The 16,392-nt window shown below is 61.1% G+C and carries 16 protein-coding genes; 2 read left to right on the top strand and 14 right to left on the bottom strand.

What is annotated here, in order from left to right; all coding sequences use genetic code 11:
• Positions 1-3: 3 nt before the first annotated feature.
• The 3 genes from aroQ to QZ498_RS09095 all read right to left on the bottom strand — a co-directional run bounded on the left by aroQ (position 4) and on the right by QZ498_RS09095 (position 3,208).
• A complete protein-coding gene (gene aroQ / locus QZ498_RS09105; RefSeq protein ID WP_294621577.1) occupies positions 4-438 on the bottom strand; it encodes a type II 3-dehydroquinate dehydratase in 435 nt (144 codons plus the stop codon).
• A 179-nt stretch (positions 439-617) separates the two neighbouring features.
• Positions 618-1,877, bottom strand: a complete 1,260-nt coding sequence (locus QZ498_RS09100; protein ID WP_294621576.1) for an FAD-binding oxidoreductase — start codon at positions 1,875-1,877, stop codon at positions 618-620.
• A 107-nt stretch (positions 1,878-1,984) separates the two neighbouring features.
• Positions 1,985-3,208: an acyl-CoA dehydrogenase gene (locus tag QZ498_RS09095; protein ID WP_294621575.1), complete on the bottom strand. Its 1,224-nt coding sequence runs from the start codon at positions 3,206-3,208 to the stop codon at positions 1,985-1,987.
• Positions 3,209-3,313: 105 nt separating this feature from the next.
• Between QZ498_RS09095 and QZ498_RS09090 the strand changes: the two genes are divergently transcribed.
• Positions 3,314-4,222, top strand: coding sequence for a LysR family transcriptional regulator (locus QZ498_RS09090; RefSeq protein ID WP_294621574.1), 909 nt, complete (start codon positions 3,314-3,316; stop codon positions 4,220-4,222).
• A 307-nt stretch (positions 4,223-4,529) separates the two neighbouring features.
• Here the strand turns inward: QZ498_RS09090 and phoB are convergent, their stop codons facing one another.
• The 10 genes from phoB to QZ498_RS09040 all read right to left on the bottom strand — a co-directional run bounded on the left by phoB (position 4,530) and on the right by QZ498_RS09040 (position 14,100).
• Positions 4,530-5,219, bottom strand: a complete 690-nt coding sequence (gene phoB, locus QZ498_RS09085) for a phosphate regulon transcriptional regulator PhoB (RefSeq protein ID WP_294621573.1) — start codon at positions 5,217-5,219, stop codon at positions 4,530-4,532.
• An 18-nt stretch (positions 5,220-5,237) separates the two neighbouring features.
• The gene (gene phoU / locus QZ498_RS09080; RefSeq protein ID WP_294621572.1) at positions 5,238-5,963 is read right to left on the bottom strand and encodes a phosphate signaling complex protein PhoU; all 726 of its coding nucleotides are present in this window, start codon (positions 5,961-5,963) and stop codon (positions 5,238-5,240) included.
• Between the two features lie 11 nt (positions 5,964-5,974).
• Complete coding sequence (pstB, locus tag QZ498_RS09075; protein ID WP_294621570.1) at positions 5,975-6,772, bottom strand: phosphate ABC transporter ATP-binding protein PstB; 798 nt, start codon at positions 6,770-6,772, stop codon at positions 5,975-5,977.
• Between the two features lie 17 nt (positions 6,773-6,789).
• On the bottom strand, positions 6,790-8,118 hold the full coding sequence (pstA, locus tag QZ498_RS09070) for a phosphate ABC transporter permease PstA (protein ID WP_294621569.1): 1,329 nt from the start codon (positions 8,116-8,118) through the stop codon (positions 6,790-6,792).
• On the bottom strand, positions 8,115-9,587 hold the full coding sequence (gene pstC, locus QZ498_RS09065; protein WP_294621568.1) for a phosphate ABC transporter permease subunit PstC: 1,473 nt from the start codon (positions 9,585-9,587) through the stop codon (positions 8,115-8,117). The genes pstA and pstC overlap by 4 nt, the downstream gene beginning before the upstream one ends.
• An 84-nt stretch (positions 9,588-9,671) precedes the next feature.
• Complete coding sequence (locus tag QZ498_RS09060; RefSeq protein ID WP_294621605.1) at positions 9,672-10,712, bottom strand: substrate-binding domain-containing protein; 1,041 nt, start codon at positions 10,710-10,712, stop codon at positions 9,672-9,674.
• A 197-nt stretch (positions 10,713-10,909) separates the two neighbouring features.
• The gene (locus QZ498_RS09055; RefSeq protein WP_294621567.1) at positions 10,910-11,962 is read right to left on the bottom strand and encodes an ATP-binding protein; all 1,053 of its coding nucleotides are present in this window, start codon (positions 11,960-11,962) and stop codon (positions 10,910-10,912) included.
• Positions 11,963-11,968: 6 nt separating this feature from the next.
• Complete coding sequence (locus QZ498_RS09050) at positions 11,969-12,490, bottom strand: gamma carbonic anhydrase family protein (protein ID WP_294621566.1); 522 nt, start codon at positions 12,488-12,490, stop codon at positions 11,969-11,971.
• Positions 12,487-13,125, bottom strand: coding sequence for a guanylate kinase (gmk, locus tag QZ498_RS09045; RefSeq protein ID WP_294621565.1), 639 nt, complete (start codon positions 13,123-13,125; stop codon positions 12,487-12,489). Before gmk ends, QZ498_RS09050 begins: the two co-directional genes overlap by 4 nt.
• A gap of 84 nt (positions 13,126-13,209) precedes the next feature.
• Complete coding sequence (locus QZ498_RS09040) at positions 13,210-14,100, bottom strand: YicC/YloC family endoribonuclease (RefSeq protein ID WP_294621563.1); 891 nt, start codon at positions 14,098-14,100, stop codon at positions 13,210-13,212.
• Positions 14,101-14,281: 181 nt separating this feature from the next.
• On the opposite strand from QZ498_RS09040, the gene QZ498_RS09035 reads away from it, so the two are divergent.
• On the top strand, positions 14,282-14,926 hold the full coding sequence (locus QZ498_RS09035) for a PAS domain-containing protein (RefSeq protein WP_294621562.1): 645 nt from the start codon (positions 14,282-14,284) through the stop codon (positions 14,924-14,926).
• A gap of 49 nt (positions 14,927-14,975) precedes the next feature.
• Here QZ498_RS09035 and QZ498_RS09030 read toward each other — a convergent pair whose 3' ends face one another.
• Positions 14,976-16,349, bottom strand: a complete 1,374-nt coding sequence (locus QZ498_RS09030) for a class II 3-deoxy-7-phosphoheptulonate synthase (RefSeq protein ID WP_294621561.1) — start codon at positions 16,347-16,349, stop codon at positions 14,976-14,978.
• Positions 16,350-16,392: the final 43 nt, after the last annotated feature.

The raw sequence follows: 16,392 nt of genomic DNA, 5'->3' as shown, positions 1-16,392 counted from the left end.
TGGTTACCCCAGATGGCCATGTAAGGCGCGGATCGCCAGCGGATAGCCTTGGGCGCCAAACCCGCAGATCACGCCAAGCGCCACTTTCGAGATATAGGAGGTGTGGCGAAACTCTTCGCGTGCATGAATGTTCGACAGGTGCAACTCGATACAGGGCAATTCGACTGAGGCGAGGGCGTCCATCAGGGCGACCGAGGTATGCGTGTAGGCCCCGGCGTTGAGAATGATACCGTCGTGTGTTTCGCGGGCGGCGTGGATCAGATCAATGAGCGCGCCTTCAGAGTTGTTTTGTTCAAAGGTGATGTCGCAACCGAGCTCCTTGGCGGTCTCGGCGCAGAGCGCTTGAATGTCGGCAAGCGTCGTTTGCCCATAAACCTCGGGCTGGCGCGTGCCGAGCAAATTCAGGTTCGGACCATTGAGGATCAGAATTGAGGTCATAAATCACCATCCCTTTATTCCAGTGATAGACCGTTAGGGGTATCTGCGTCCAGAGCTTTAGGGTATTGGTCTAAGGGCCTGCGGGTATTGAGGAAGTTTCCGGTGATGGGCACTTTCTTGGGCTGCACAATAATCAACATAATACTGATTATGCGCATTTTGGGTTGAGCCAATCGGCTCTACCACCGCCCTTCAATCATATGCCGTAGCCGCGCCCCTGCCTCGAAGATCGCCGATTTCATACCCGTCAGGCGTTCACGGTGATAATCTACCGGTGCGATCGGCAATCCGCGGTGGTCCCCGCTGAGAAGCGCGCGCGCTGTACTGGCACCGAAAAGCGTACCTGGCGCGATGCCGCGGCCAGAATAGCCAAAGACGGCCAAGCCGTTTGACCCAATGTTCAAGATGCGCGGCAGATGATCGAAGGTCATGGCGATGCGTCCGGCCCAAGCATGCGTGACCTCGACGGCGGAAAGCTCGGGGAAAAGTTTGGTCAGCTTGCGCCGCGCCCAGTTCGCCTGTACCCCCTTGTCGTCGCCCATGCCGCCCAGAATGATGCGGCCGGCGTTGTCACGGCGCAGTGACGACATGATCAGCCCGGTATCCCAACATCCTTCGCCCCCTGGCAAGATATCTTTGGCGATATTGTCGCCCAGGGGTTCCGTCGCCAACTGGAAGAAATTCACCCGCGAGGTTGATGGTATGGTCAAATTCTGGATGCCCTCGTGGTAAGCATTGGTGGCCACCAGCAGGCGTTTCGCACGGAGTTTGCCGCTGGCTGTGCGAATGACCCACTGCCCGCCATGTTGCGCGGCCGAGAGCGCGGGCGTGTTCTCATAGATGCGCGCGCCCTGCCCCTGCGCTGCCCGGGCGAGGCCCTGCGCGTAGGCCAAGGGCTGTATTGTCCCGGCGCGGGCGTCGTGAAGCGCACCGTGGACTTGGCGCGTCCCAGTGCGGGCCTGGGCCTCGTTTTCATCCAACAGGGTGACGGGCGCGCCGCGCGCCTCCATTTGCGCGTATCGCGATTCAAGCTGGGCCATGGCAGAGGGCGCATGGGCCAGGTGCAATGTGCCCTGCCGCTTGGGTTCGCAGGCGATATCGTATTGGTTTATAATGTCAAAAACCGCACCGGGTGCTTCGGCCAAAGCGCGGTTCAGATGCTCGCCCGCCTCTGGCCCCAGAATTTTGCAAACGTCATCGGGCGGCAGCCACAAACCCGCATTGACCAGACCGACGTTACGCCCGGACCCGCCGTACCCGATGGTTTGCGCTTCGATCAGGGCAACGTCAGCCCCCTGCCCCGCAGCTTCAAGAGCGGCGGAGCAGCCGGTAAAACCGCCTCCGATGATGGCCAGATCGGCGGTATCGTCGCCCCGCAAGCGTTGTGCCGAGACTCTTTCGGCTGTGCTTTCTGCCCAAAGGGATTCGAGCCCGTTCATGGCTGTCTCTTCGTGGCAAAATTTGCATTGCGATTATTCATTTCACAGCTCTGTGCGTCTTTTGGACGGCAAGGTATCGGCCCTGCCATCCATGGCAAGAGGCATGTTCAGAAAAACGCCTGCAACCCTGTTTGCGCACGGCCCAAAATAAGGGCGTGCACGTCGTGCGTGCCCTCGTAGGTGTTGACCGTTTCCAGGTTCATCATATGCCTAATGACCTGAAATTCCTCAGAAATTCCATTACCACCATGCATGTCTCGGGCCTGTCGTGCGATGTCGAGCGCCTTGCCGCAATTGTTCCTCTTGATCAGTGAAATCATCTCGGGTGCGGCATTCGCCTCATCCATGAGGCGGCCAACCCTTAACGCCGCCTGAAGACCCAGTGCGATCTCTGTTTGCATATCGGCAAGCTTTTTCTGGTAAAGTTGGGTTTGCGCCAGAGGGCGACGGAACTGTTGGCGGTCCAAACCGTACTGTCTTGCGGCGTGCCAGCAGAATTCGGCGCTGCCCATGACGCCCCAGGCGATGCCATAGCGCGCACGGTTAAGGCATCCGAAAGGCCCCTTGAGACCTTCGACATTGGGCAAAAGCGCGTCCTCGCCCACTTCGACGCCATCGATCACGATCTCGCCTGTGATCGAGGCGCGAAGGCTTTGTTTTCCTTGGATTTTCGGGGCGCTGAGCCCCTTCATTCCTTTTTCGAGAACAAAGCCGCGTATCTTGCCGTCATGCGAATCGGACTTGGCCCAGATGACGAAAACATCGGCGATGGGAGAGTTGGAAATCCACATCTTGGAGCCGGTGATTCGATAGCCGCCGTCGACCTTCTCGGCGCGGGTTTTCATCGCGGCGGGGTCCGATCCGGCGTCGGGTTCGGTGAGGCCGAAACAGCCGATCAACTCGCCTTTTGCCAATCCCGGCAAGTACTTAGCGCGCTGCTCTTCACTGCCGTAGGCATAGATGGGATACATGACCAATGAGGATTGGACACTCATCATGGAGCGGTAGCCGGAGTCGACGCGTTCGATCTCGCGCGCGACAAGGCCGTAACTGACGTAACCCGCTGACAATCCACCATATTCTTCCGGAATCGTGGTGCCCAAAAGGCCCATTTCGCCCATCTCGCGGAAGATCTCGGGGTCGGTCTGTTCCTCGGCATAGGCGCGGATCACACGGGGCTGAAGATTTTCTTGCGCGAAAGTGCGGGCGCTTTGCGCGATCATCCGCTCTTCTTCAAGCAGTTGATTTTCAAGATAAAACGGGTCGGCCCAATCGAAAGAGCCAAGGTCTGGCTTGTCTTTCGGGGCGAGTTTCGGGGCGTCGAGGCTCATACGGCACACTCCTTATGCGGAAATTGCGTGTTTTCTGTACGATAGCTTAACTTTCAGCTAAGAAATATCGCGAATTCTGCAACCATCTATGAGGTAAACGCATATATGCCCCCTGTCCGCCGCTTCCTGCCCTCAACCACTGCGCTGCGCGCGCTGGAAGCGCTGGACCGTCTGGGAAGTGCGACGGCTGCGGCGGAAGAACTGAACCTCAGCCAAAGTGCCGTAAGCCGCCAGTTGCAGACGCTGGAAAGCCAGTTGGGGGTGGAGATAATCATTCGCGAAGGGCGTCGCATGTGGCTGACGCCCGAGGCGCGCGACTATGCCGCCGAGGTGCGCGGCGCCTTGCAGAAAATCTCACAGGCCTCGATGAAACTGACGGTGAACCCGGCGGGCGGTAGCCTTGATCTGGCTATTCTGCCCACCTTCGGGATGCGCTGGCTGGTGCCGCGCCTGGCCGATTTCGCGCGGCGGCATCCGGAGGTCACGATCAACCTGTCCACCCGGCTAAAGCCGTTTAACTTTGCCTCAGAAGGCTTTGATGCAGCTATACATTTTGGCCAAGCCGATTGGCCCGGCACGCAGGCCATGCGCCTGAAATCCGAGGCGGTGGTGGCGGTTTGTGCGCCCGAGTTGCGGCGCGATTTCAGCCCGGGCGAGCCGAAAGACCTGCTGCGCCTGCCGCTTCTACATATCGAAACCCGGCCCGAGGCCTGGCCCGCGTGGTTTGCCGCCCATGGTATCGAGGGCGTGCAGGTGACCGGCACGATCTATGACCAGTTTTCGACCATCACGCAGGCGGCCTTGCATGGCTTGGGCGTGGCGCTTCTGCCCGACTATCTGGCCGAGCAGGATTTGGCCACTGGGCGGCTTGTGCGCGCTTGGGGCGGGCCGACGCAAAGCCCCGGGGCCTATCACCTTGTCTGGCCGGTGGAGAAATCCCGCGATGCGGCTTTGGTAAAGTTCCGCGATTGGCTGGCAACCCAAACCGAGGATGAAGACCCCCTGCCCCGCTAAGGGATTGAGGTGGTGGATTTTTTTGGGGGCTTTGCCCCCGCCGCCCTGCGGGCGCCTCCCCCAGAGTATTTTTGGAAAGATGAATAGCTTCGGCTTTTCTTGGCAAGAATACCCAATCCCCAAGGCAGATCATGAGAGGTCCGTAAGGAGCATTTGCGAAAAAGTCATATGCTGGCGCGCGCCAGTTATGCAGTTTTGCCGAAGTATTCATGTCAGCGCGTTTTCGTACGAGTCGTACGCCTACCCAAAGGGTTTCGTACGAGAATCCACACGGCATGACGGACCTTCGTACGAGTCGTACGAAATCCTATCCCAAGGCGTAGCCAGCGCCGCGCACGGTGCGCAGGGGGTCGGCCCCGCCGTGTTTGCTGAGCGCTTTGCGCAGCCGTCCGATATGGACATCGACGGTGCGGGTATCGACATAGATGTCGCGGCCCCAGACGCGATCGAGCAATTGTTCGCGGCTCCAGACGCGGCCCGGTTTTTCCATGAAGGTCGACAGCAGGCGAAATTCGGTCGGGCCGAGCTTGAGATCCTTGCCGTCGCGGGTGACGCGGTGGGTTTCGGAATCGAGCACGATATCTTCGTATTCCAGACGTTCGCCCACGGTGCTGGGCCGGGAGCGGCGCAGTTGGGCGCGGACGCGGGCCATGAGTTCGACCACGGAATAGGGTTTGACCACGTAGTCGTCAGCCCCGGTTTCCAAGCCGCGCACGCGGTCCACCTCCTCGGAGCGGGCCGAGAGCATGATGATCGGCACGCCGCGCGTATCGGAGCGGGTCTTGAGTTGGCGGCAGACCTCGATGCCAGAGACATTGGGCAGCATCCAGTCCAGCACGATCAGGTCGGGCGCGCCCTCCTCGACGAGCATCAGCGCTTCCTCGCCGTTTTCGGCACGGGAAACGCGGAAGCCTTCGGCCTCCAAGTTATAGGCCAAGACTTCGCGTTGGGCCGGTTCATCCTCGACAAGCAGGACGGTGGGTTGATCGGAGGACATGCTTGGACTTCCTGAGAATTACGCCTTGGGCTCGGAGTATTCGGGGTTCAGCGAGGTCTTGTCGCTTTTGGGGCGCGGGTCTTCGGGCATTTCGCCGGTGACCAGATAGATCACCTGTTCGGCGATGGAGGTCACGTGATCGCCCATGCGCTCGGTGTTCTTGGCGATGAAATGCAGGTGCATGCAGGGGGTGATGTTGCGCGGGTCTTCCATCATGAAGGTGATGAATTCGCGGAACAGCGCATTGTACATCTGATCGACGTCGTGATCGCGGTGCATGACGTCCTGTGCCAGATCGGAATCGCGTTGGATATAGGCATCCAGCACATCGCGCAGCATGCGTTCGACTTCCCGCGCCATGCGGCGCAGGGCGGCGGTGGCACCATTGATTTGCGGCATGCTGGACAGAACGGTGGTGCGTTTGGCCATGTTCTTGGCGTAGTCACCGATACGTTCCAGATTGCCGGAAATCTTGATGACCGACAGGATCAGGCGCAGGTCAATCGCGGTGGGCGCGCGCAGGGCGATGACGCGGGCGGCTTCCTCGTTGATCTGTTCTTCGAGCAGGTCGATGGCGCTGTCGCGTTTGCGCACCTCCTCGGCCAGTTCCTCGTCGCGGGTTTCGAGCGATTTGGCGGCATTGAGGATCGCCTCTTCGACCAGTCCGCCCATTTTCATGATCTGGGCCTGAATGGTTTCGAGGTCGCGGTCGAAGGCCGATGCGATGTGTTGGTCGGTGCTCATCTCAAATATCCTTAGCCGATCCGGCCGGTGATGTAGCTTTCGGTGCGCTCATCCTCGGGGTTGGTGAAAATATGGCCCGTTTCGCCGAATTCGACGAGGTTGCCGAGGTGGAAGAAGGCGGTTTTCTGGCTTACACGTGCAGCCTGTTGCATGGAGTGGGTGACGATCACGACCGAGTAGTTCTGGCGCAGCTCGTCAATCAGTTCCTCGACCTGTGCGGTGGCGATCGGGTCAAGCGCCGAGCAGGGCTCGTCCATCAGCAGCACTTCGGGTTCGGTGGCCACGGCGCGGGCAATGCAGAGCCGCTGTTGCTGACCGCCCGACAAGCCGGTGCCGGGGGCATCGAGGCGGTCTTTCACCTCGTCCCAGATGGCGCCGCGGCGCAGGGCCTTTTCGACGATCTCGTCCAGTTCGGCCTTGTTCTTGGCCATGCCGTGGATTTTCGGGCCGTAGGCGACGTTGTCGTAGATCGACTTGGGGAAAGGGTTGGGTTTCTGGAAGACCATGCCCACCTTGGCGCGCAGTTGCACCGGGTCGACGCGCTTGTCGTAGATGTCTTCGCCGTCGAGCTTGATATCGCCTTCGACGCGGCAGACGTCGATGGTGTCGTTCATCCGGTTGAGGCAGCGCAGGAAGGTCGACTTGCCGCAGCCCGAGGGACCGATGAAGGCGGTGACGGTCTTGTCTTGGATGTCGACATCCACGTCTTTGATGGCGTGGGTGTCGCCGTAGTAGACCTGCACCTTGCGGGCGGCGAATTTGATGTCGTCTTGGGCCACGGTTCTCTCCAGGTTTGGTGCGTCGTACATGGGGTTTGTCCCTCGGATTACCAGCGGCGCTCGAAGCGGCGGCGCAGGATGATGGCGATGATATTCATGGTGAGCAGGAAGGCCAGCAGGATGATGATCCCGCCCCAGGCTTTCTCGTAGAAGCTGGCGTCGGCGCGGGCGGCCCATGTGTAGATTTGCGCGGGCATGGCGGAGTTGGCTTCGGTGAAGCCGGCCATGACGCCGTCGGGGTAGCCACGGGCGACAAAGCCGACCATGCCGATGAGTAGTAGCGGCGCGGTTTCGCCAAGCGCCTGGGCCAAGCCGATGATGGTGCCGGTCAGGATACCGGGCATCGCGAGCGGCAGGACGTGGTGGAAGACCGCCTGCATTTTCGAGGCCCCGACCCCAAGGGCCGCGTCGCGAATGGAGGGCGGCACGGATTTGAGCGAGGCGCGGGTCGAGATGATGATCGTTGGCAGGGTCATCAGCGTCAGCACGAGGCCACCCACGAGCGGCGCGGATTGCGGCAGGTGCATGAACTGGATGAAGACCGCAAGGCCAAGGATACCGAAAACGATCGACGGCACGGCGGCGAGGTTCGAGATGTTCACCTCGATCAGGTCGGTGAACTTGTTTTGCGGCGCAAATTCCTCGAGATAGATCGAGGCGGCGACGCCGATGGGCAGCGACAGGACCAGAACCACCAGCATCATGAAGAACGAGCCGATCACGGAGGCCCCAAGCCCTGCCCCGCCGGGGTTATCCACCCCTGAGTCGGTGCCGGTGATGAAGGTCCAGTTGAAGGCGCCACGGATGATCCCGGCCTCTTCCAGTGCATCGACCAGATCAAGGTCGGCTTTCATCAGGAAACGGCTGTCTTCGATGTCATCACGGGTCAGGTCGCCGTTGAGGTAGCGATCAACGCGCGACGAGGCCGGAAGCTGGAACGAGACCTCCTGCCCGATCTGGTCGGGGTTTTCGGCGTAGAAGGTTCGCAGATCGCCACCGATCTTGCCCAGCAGGCGTTCGATGGCCGCGTTGTCGAACTCGACCTGCATACCACGCGCATCAAGCTGGGTTTTCAGCGCGTCGATGAAGGCGGTTTGATAGGCCTTGGTCTTGAACAATTCGTTTTCTGCGGCCTGAACCTGTGCGGAACTCATGGTGAACTGCACATCCACCACGGTGCGTGTAAAGGCGGGCGCGCCCGAGCGCACGATAGAGACCGCGAGCACCACGAGGAAGAAGAGGCCCACGAGGATGGCGGCGATGCCATAGCCCTTGAAGCGGGCCTCGGCGCGGTTGCGGCGCGTGGTTTGCGCGTCCTGCACATGGAGCGACCCTTTGCGCGGGGCGTCCGAAGAGTTGAGCGATGCGTCGGTCATTCGTACTGCTCCCGGTATTTGCGCACGATGTAAAGGGCGAGAACGTTGAGGCCCAGGGTGATGACAAAGAGGGTCATGCCGAGGGCGAAGGCGACAAGCGCCTCGGGGCTGGCGAAATCGGCGTCGCCAGTCAGCTGTGACACGATCTTGGCGGTCACCGTCGTCATGGCCTCGAAGGGGTTGAGCGCGAGTTTCGCGGCGGCCCCGGCCCCGAGTACCACGATCATGGTCTCGCCAATGGCCCGTGAAGCGGCCAGAAGGATGGCCCCCACGATGCCCGGCAATGCGGCGGGCAGCACCACCTGACGGATGGTTTCCGACTTGGTGGCACCAAGCCCGTAGGAGCCATCGCGCATGGCCTGCGGCACGGCGTTGATGATGTCATCCGACAGCGAGCTTACGAAGGGAATGAGCATGATGCCCATGACAAGCCCGGCGGTCATAACGGCGGTCCCGGCTTGCATCCAGCCAAGCCCATCGCGGCCAAAGACCGACAGCAGGAGCGGGCCAACGGTGAGCAAGGCGAAAAGGCCGTAGACGATGGTGGGGATACCGGCCAGAACTTCAAGCATCGGTTTGGCGACGGACCGAACCCGGCGGCTGGCGTATTCAGACAGGTAAACCGCCGAGAACAGCCCGATCGGCACGGCCACGGCAAGCGCGACGATGGAGATGTAGAAGGTCCCCCAGAGCAGCGGGATCACGCCCAGATCTGAACTGCCGCCCCGGCCAGAGAAGCTGGGCGCCCAGTTGAGGCCGGTGAAGAAATCCCATGCCGGATAGAGGCGGAAGAACTCGATCGTGTTGAAGACGAGGCTGAGCACGATGCCCACGGTTGTCAGGATGGCGATGGAGGCCGCGCCGACGAGGATAGCGCGAATACCATGTTCCACCACATTGCGGGCGCGGAAATCGAAATGCGCTTCCTTGAGCCCCCAGAACGCGCCCAAGGCGGCCAGCACGATGGCCGCGATGGACATGTAGAGGTTGCCGGCGGCATTCATCACGCGGAAGCGCTGCGCGGCGTTCAGGATCGGCTGTGTAACCTCGGAGGTGACGATCTGGCCCGCATCCTTGAGGCGTTGGGTGACATCGGTGATGTCGGCGCGCAGGTCGCGGGCATAATCCTCGGTCATGATGCCCTCGGAGACTGCATTATCGAGGCCCTCGGCGGTGCGGCGCACCTCGGCCATGACCAGCCCGCGAGAAGAGTTATCATCCACCGCGTGATCGGGAATCATCGACGACACCGTCGAGCCGACATAGAGCGGCTGTACCAGAAGCCAGACGACGATCAGCAGCATTGCCGGAACCGCCGCCTTAAGTGCCACGTTCCAGCCATAGTAGGAGGGCAAGGAGTGCAGTTCGCGGTTATCGCCGCCTGCACTGGCCAAGCTGCGTTGCCGCCCAAGGAGAAAGCCCCCCGCCGCAATCGCAAGCACGATCAAGATAAGCCAGAAAAGTGGCATGTGCCCCCCGTCGATTTATTGAAAAGGTCCTAAAAGGAAAAGGGGGCGGCGGAATGTGCCGCCCCCTGACCGTAATCGGTTCGATTACATGCCTTCGCCCATGGTCACTTCATCAGCGATTTTGGCTTGGGTCTTGGCCAGTTCCGGGTCAGCAACCAGGCCGTAGTTCGACAGCGGACCACCGGGGCCTGCGATCTCGTCAGCGGTAAAGAACTGAGCGTATTCTTTCAGGCCGGGGATCACGCCGATGTGGGCTTTCTTCACGTAGAAGAACAGCGGACGCGAGACCGGGTATTCGCCCGAGGCGATGGTTTCGGTCGAAGGCGACACGCCCGACATGGTGGCCACTTTCAGCTTGTCGGTGTTGTTCTCGTAGAACGCGAGACCGAACACGCCGATGCCGTTGGTGTTGGCGTCGATGCGGGCCAGAGTTTCGGTGTAGTCACCGTCGATGTCGACCGACTTGCCGTCCTGGCGCACGTCGAAACATGCGTCTTCGATGGCGTCTTCATCCATGCCTTTTTCTTCCATGGCGGCAACGGCGCCGGTGTCTTCACAGCCTTGCAGCAAGACTTTTTCTTCGAAGACTTCACGGGTGCCGTGCTTGGTGCCGGGGATGAACATGGCGATCTCGGCATCGGGCAGGTCGGCGTTGAACTCGGCCCAGCTGTTGTGGGGGTTGTCGACCAACTCGCCGTCTTTCAGGACGGTGGCGCCAATGGCGTTGTAGATGTCAGCCGGCTCGAATGCGGTGAACGCGGGGCCCGACTGTTGGCTGGCAAAGACGATGCCGTCATAGCCGATGCGCACTTCGATGATGTCGGTGACACCGTTCTCGGCGCAGGCCTTGATTTCTTTTTCGCGGATGGCGCGCGAGGCGTTGGCCACGTCGATGGTGTTCTCACCCACGCCTTCGCAGAAGCGCTTGAGGCCCGCCGAGGAGCCGCCCGATTCGACGACCGGGGTCGGGAAGTCGGTGTTGTCGCCGAAGAGTTCGGCCACGATCGACGCGTAGGGCAGAACGGTCGACGAACCGGCAACCTGCACGTTGTCACGGGCGAAAGCGGCGGTGGTGGAAAGCGCTGCGATGGCAGTCGCGGACGCGGTGAGTTTCAGAAAGGACATGTAGAGCTCCTGAGTTTTTCTGGTTTCAGCCACCGGTCTCGATGGCCTCGCCCTGCCTGCTAGGCGCGTTTCGCGACCCTTTTGTTAAAGTTTTGTAACGGTTTTATGACAGGCTGAAAGAAGATGCTAAAACCCAAGAAAACCGGGCCATTAGACAACTGGGAAATTTGTCCATTTTTGGCTGTGGTGAAGCGTGGTCAGGCGTTTGTTACAACCCGCGGGAGAATCACCCGAAACGTGCTGCCTTTCCCTGGCTCCGATTCGATGCGAAGACGGCCCCGGTGGCGGCTGATGATGTGTTTGACGATGGCCAAGCCAAGCCCCGTGCCGCCCATTTCACGCGAGCGGTGGCTGTCAACGCGGTAAAAGCGTTCGGTAAGCCGAGGGATGTGGATGGGGTCTATGCCGGGGCCTTCGTCGCGCACCTCGACCACGGCACCGGGCCCGCGCAGCGAGGGCGCGTGATCATGCGTGCGCAGGGTGACATGAACCGTCTTGCCGCTGCCGCCGTATTTGATGGCGTTTTCGATGAGGTTGGTGAACACCTGCCGGATCTGATCGTCCTCGGCGGGGATGATCACGGTTTCCCCGGGAAGCGTGACCGCGATCTCGACCTTAGCCTCCTCGCCAAGCGGGCGGATGGAATGCACCACGGATTGCAGAACCGCGCCAAGGTCGACCCGGTCGGTCGGGCGCACCCGTTCATCCGCCTCCACCCGGCTGAGCGACAAAAGGTCCTGCACCAGCCGCTCCATCCGCGCCGCTTCGCCCGCCATGATCCCGAGGAACCGCTCGGTGGCGGCGATATCGCCCTTTGCAGGGCCTTGCAGGGTTTCGATAAACCCCATCAAAGCGGTCAGCGGCGTGCGCAATTCGTGGCTGACGTTGGCCACGAAATCGCGCCGCATCTGGCTTGCCTTTTCAAGATGCGTGACATCCTCGAAACAGACCAGAACCCCGCTGCCCAGATCGGTCTGCACCTTGGAGCAGGTGACGTTGAAGGTTGTCTCCTGATCTCCGTCGGCGCCGAGGTAGCGCGCGCTGCGCTGGCCGCGTTCGCGCAGGGTCGTTTCAATTGCGTCCAGCACATTGGGCTGGCGGATCGCGGTGATGAAATGCCGCCCAACGATGCCCTGCCCCAGCAGTGTCAGTGCCGCTTGATTGGCCCCCAGAATCCGCTCCCCCCGGCCGATCAGCACCGAGGGCAGTGGAATGGCCTGCAACAGCGCGGGGATCGTGGATTGATCCATCCCGGGTTAAATCGCCTGTAATCCGTCGCGGAAGCGACGCATGTTTTCCTGATAATGCAGGGCCGAGGCGCGCAGGCCCGCGATTGCCTTTTCGTCCAGCGCGCGCACCACCTTGCCGGGTGCGCCCATCACAAGGCTGCCATCGGGGATTTCCTTGCCTTCGGTCACCAAGGCCCCGGCGCCAATCAGGCAGTTCTTGCCAATCTTGGCGCCGTTCAAAACGGTTGCGCCCATGCCGATCAGGGTGTTTTCACCCAAGGTACAGCCGTGCAGCATCGCCTTGTGCCCAATGGTGCAGCCCGCCCCGATGACAAGCGGATAGCCCATATCGGTGTGCATGACGGTATTTTCCTGCACGTTGCTGCCCGCGCCGATCAATATCTCCTCGTTGTCGCCGCGCAGCGTGCAGCCGAACCAGACCGAGGCGGCCTCCTCAACCACCACCTTGCCAATCAGGTTGGCATCAGGCGCAATCCATGTGTCGCGGGCGATTTTCGGGCTATGGCCATCCAGCATGTAAAGGGTCATTGGGTTTCCTCGAACTCAGAATGCAGGGCTTTGACATGGGCATTCAGCCCCGGTTGTTGCAAGCGTTTGAGGCGTGCCGCCTCAACGATGGTTTTCAACCGTTTATCGGTGGCCTCCAGATCGTCATTGACGAGGACATAGTCGTATTCCGCCCAATGACTGATTTCGTCCCAGCTTTTGCGCATCCGCTTGGCGATCACCTCGTCACTGTCCTGTCCGCGCGTCACCAAGCGCCGGTGCAATTCGCGAATCGAGGGCGGCAGGATGAAGATCGACAGGGTATGTTGCCCAAGGGCCGAGTTCTGGATTTGCTGCGCGCCTTGCCAGTCGATGTCAAAAAGCACGTCATTGCCCTGGTTGATCGCCTCCTCCACCGGACCACGCGGCGAGCCATAGAAATTGCCGAAGACATGGGCGTGTTCCAACATGCCGCCATCGGCCACCTGCCGTTGGAATTCCGACTGAGACATGAAGTGATAATCCTTGCCGTCCACTTCGCCCTCGCGCGGGGTGCGGGTGGTGGCCGAGACCGAAAAACTCAAGGATGAATCCCAATCGCGCAAGCGCCGGGTCAGGGTGGATTTGCCCGCCCCCGAAGGCGAGCTGAGGATGATCAAAAGGCCGCGCCGCGTCATGTGTTAAGGTCTTTCCTGCTTTTTCTTGGCCAAAATACCCCCGGGGGTCCGGGGGTGGAACCCCCGTGGCGGGGCATTTGCCGCCTATTCAACGTTCTGTACCTGCTCGCGCATCTGGTCGATCACGGCCTTGAGGTCGAGCCCGACACTGGTGAGCCCGGCATTCTGCGCCTTGGAACACAATGTATTGGCCTCACGATTAAACTCTTGTGACAGAAAGTCGATTTTTCGCCCGATTGGGGAGCCCTGGGCCAGTAGACCGCGGGCTGCCTGCACATGGGCGCGCAGGCGGTCGATTTCCTCGGTCACATCGGCCTTCACGGCAATCAGCGCCAGTTCCTGCGCGACGCGCGCCTCATCCGCGCCGTCGGTATTTTCCATCACCCGGACAAGCGCCGCTCGGGTGGCCTTTTGCATTTCAGGCTGGCGGGCCTCGGCGGCCTTCGCAGCCTGTTCTGTCAGCGTGGCGATCTGATCCAACTGGTCGTCCAGCACCTCCTTCAAAGCGGCACCTTCGGTCTCGCGCATCTCGACAAAGGCGGCAAGCAGCGCCTCGAAATCTTCCAGAAGGGCCGCGCGCAGGGCCGTGGTATCCTGTGCCCCTGCCCCGGCATCCAGCACCCCGCGCAGACCCAGAATATCGGCAGCGGTAGCGGGTGCCAGCGACAGGCCACGGTCCATGGCTTGGGCCTCCACCTCGGCCATGGCGGTCAGGACGTCATGCAATTGTCCGGCATTGAGTGCCAAGCGCCCGGTCTGATCCTCGGCCTGCACCCGGAGGGCCAGGTTGACGTTGCCGCGTGTCAGCGCCTTTGACAGCCCTGCGCGCAGGGCCGCTTCCAGCCCTTCGATCCAATCGGGCACGCGCAGGCGAAGGTCCAGCCCCTTGCCGTTGACGCTGCGCAATTCCCAAGTCCAGCTGAAGCCCCCGGTCGCGCCCTTGGCGCTGGCGAATGCGGTCATTGATCTGAGCATGGGTCCTCCGGGCCTTGGGTTTTCACGTCCTAGAGCGTCTTGCGCGTGCTGGCAAGGCGCGGCGGCATTAACCAATTGTTCAGAATGTTTGAGGGATTCTGACCGAAATGTGGCAAAAGAATGGTGGGGCCAAGACAGGGCCCGTGCTTGGGGGCGTAGAGGTAAAGGCAAGGGTGAGCCGATGTTGGACGATGTCAAAAACAAGTTGCGTGAACTGAATGGGGTGACCCCGTTTCGCCGGATGGAAGAGCCGGAGCGGACCGCGGACTTGACCAGTTTCGAGGGGTATTGGGCCAGCAAGTGCCCCGATGGCGATATCCCCTACCGGTCGCAGATCGACCCGCGCGGAATCGAGGCGTTTTTGTCCAATGCCTTCGTCTGTGAGCGGGTCGCGTCGGGCATGGCACGGCTCAGGATCGCCGGGATGCATCTTTCCGATATCATGGGCATGGAGGTGCGGGCGATGCCGCTGTCCTGCCTGATCGCGCCGCAAGACCGTGAACGTTTTGCCTCCGGGTTGGTGGAGCTTTTCGACCGGCCCGCACGGGTTACGGTAGCGCTTGAGGCCGAGGGTGGTTTTGGCCGCCCCGCGTTGACCGGGCGGATGCTTTTGCTGCCGTTGCGCAGCGATATGGGCGATGTCAGCCGTGCGCTTGGGTGTTTGGTGGTCCAAGGGCCGATTGGGCGTACGCCGCGCCGGTTTCGCATTGCCGGGATTGAAACGCGGCCAATCGGGGTGGACGGTTTTTCCCTTGCGGCCAATGTGGCGCCAGTCGCCCCTGTGTCGCATCCTTCGGAACGGCCTTACCTGCGCATCGTGAAATAACAAAAGGCCGCGCTTTGGGCGCGGCCTTTCCGTCAGCTGCGGTGCTGGATCAGCCTGCCTGGGCGGCGGCTTCGCGGCTGCTGCGCAGGTTCGACAGTTCCTCGGCCACGAGGAAGGCCAGTTCCAGCGATTGGCTGGCATTGAGGCGTGGGTCACAGGCGGTGTGGTAGCGATCGGAGAGGTTTTCCTCGCTCACCGCGCGCATGCCGCCGGTGCATTCGGTCACGTCCTGCCCGGTCATCTCGAAATGCACACCGCCGGGGGTGGTGCCTTCGGAGCGGTGGACGGCGAAGAAATCCTGCACCTCGCGCAGCACGCTATCGAAGGGCCGCGTCTTGTAGCCGGTGGCGGATTTGATCGTGTTGCCATGCATCGGGTCACAGACCCAGACCACATTCGCCCCCTCTTCCTTGACCGTGCGGATCAGGCGCGGCAAGTGGTCTGCCACCTTGCCCGCGCCGAAGCGCGCGATCAGGGTCAGGCGTCCGGCCTCGTTCTCGGGGTTGAGCGTGGCCATGAGGCGCTTGAGGTCTTCGCTTTCCATGGTCGGCCCGCATTTGAGACCGATGGGGTTGAGCACCCCACGGGCGAATTCCACATGCGCGCCGTCGGGCTGCCGCGTGCGGTCGCCGATCCAGATCATGTGGCCCGAGCCTGCCAGCCAGTTGCCGGAGGTGGAATCGAGGCGGCAAAGCGCCTCTTCGTATTCCAGCAGGAGCGATTCATGGCTGGTGTAGAAATCGACCGATTGCAGGGTATGGGCCTGATCGCTCTCGATGCCGGCGGCCTTCATGAAATCCAGTGTGTCGGTGATCCGGTTGGCCAGATCGCGGTAGCGTTCGGCTTTCTCACCTTCGGTAAAGCCAAGCGTCCACTGGTGCACCTGATGCACATCGGCATAGCCGCCCGTCGAAAAGGCGCGCAGCAGGTTCAGCGTGGCCGCCGCCTGTGTATAGGCTTGCAGCATCTTTTCGGGGTTCGGGATGCGCGCCTCGGGCGTGAAATCCAACTCGTTGATGATGTCGCCCCGGTAGCTGGGCAGTTCCACGCCATCGACCGTTTCGGTGGGGGCACTGCGCGGTTTGGCGAATTGGCCCGCCATGCGGCCGACTTTGACCACCGGAACCTTGGCACCGTAGGTCAGAACCATGGCCATTTGCAGCATCACCTTGAAGGTGTCGCGGATGGCATCGGCACTGAACTGATCGAAGGCTTCGGCGCAATCGCCACCCTGCAGCAAGAAGGCCTCGCCACGCGACGCCGCGCCGAGTTGGCGCTTGAGCTTGCGCGCCTCGCCAGCGAAAACCAGCGGAGGATAGTGAGACAAGCGGTCTTCGACCTTTGCCAGGGCGGCCGCATCGGTATAATCCGGCATCTGAACGCGGGGTTTCTTGCGCCAGTCGGATTTCTGCCATTTGCTCATTGTCATTCTCCGCTTAAAGACAGTCGAAAACTGTCTATACTAA

The organism is uncultured Roseovarius sp. (assembly GCF_913057115.1).
GTDB lineage: Bacteria > Pseudomonadota > Alphaproteobacteria > Rhodobacterales > Rhodobacteraceae > Roseovarius.
The sequence above is the reverse complement of the archived record's forward strand: the minus strand, read 5'-3'. Positions and strand labels throughout refer to the sequence as shown.

Coding starts and splice junctions, on each gene's coding strand:
- QZ498_RS09050 (WP_294621566.1), bottom strand. CDS start 12,490: ATGACCCTTTACATGCTGGATGGCCATAGCCCGAAAATCGCCCGCGAC.
- pstA (WP_294621569.1), bottom strand. CDS start 8,118: ATGACCGACGCATCGCTCAACTCTTCGGACGCCCCGCGCAAAGGGTCG.
- QZ498_RS09095 (WP_294621575.1), bottom strand. CDS start 3,208: ATGAGCCTCGACGCCCCGAAACTCGCCCCGAAAGACAAGCCAGACCTT.
- QZ498_RS09055 (WP_294621567.1), bottom strand. CDS start 11,962: ATGGATCAATCCACGATCCCCGCGCTGTTGCAGGCCATTCCACTGCCC.
- phoU (WP_294621572.1), bottom strand. CDS start 5,963: ATGAGCACCGACCAACACATCGCATCGGCCTTCGACCGCGACCTCGAA.
- QZ498_RS09035 (WP_294621562.1), top strand. CDS start 14,282: ATGTTGGACGATGTCAAAAACAAGTTGCGTGAACTGAATGGGGTGACC.
- phoB (WP_294621573.1), bottom strand. CDS start 5,219: ATGTCCTCCGATCAACCCACCGTCCTGCTTGTCGAGGATGAACCGGCC.
- QZ498_RS09090 (WP_294621574.1), top strand. CDS start 3,314: ATGCCCCCTGTCCGCCGCTTCCTGCCCTCAACCACTGCGCTGCGCGCG.
- pstB (WP_294621570.1), bottom strand. CDS start 6,772: ATGTACGACGCACCAAACCTGGAGAGAACCGTGGCCCAAGACGACATC.
- QZ498_RS09100 (WP_294621576.1), bottom strand. CDS start 1,877: ATGAACGGGCTCGAATCCCTTTGGGCAGAAAGCACAGCCGAAAGAGTC.
- gmk (WP_294621565.1), bottom strand. CDS start 13,125: ATGACGCGGCGCGGCCTTTTGATCATCCTCAGCTCGCCTTCGGGGGCG.
- aroQ (WP_294621577.1), bottom strand. CDS start 438: ATGACCTCAATTCTGATCCTCAATGGTCCGAACCTGAATTTGCTCGGC.
- QZ498_RS09060 (WP_294621605.1), bottom strand. CDS start 10,712: ATGTCCTTTCTGAAACTCACCGCGTCCGCGACTGCCATCGCAGCGCTT.
- QZ498_RS09040 (WP_294621563.1), bottom strand. CDS start 14,100: ATGCTCAGATCAATGACCGCATTCGCCAGCGCCAAGGGCGCGACCGGG.
- QZ498_RS09030 (WP_294621561.1), bottom strand. CDS start 16,349: ATGAGCAAATGGCAGAAATCCGACTGGCGCAAGAAACCCCGCGTTCAG.
- pstC (WP_294621568.1), bottom strand. CDS start 9,587: ATGCCACTTTTCTGGCTTATCTTGATCGTGCTTGCGATTGCGGCGGGG.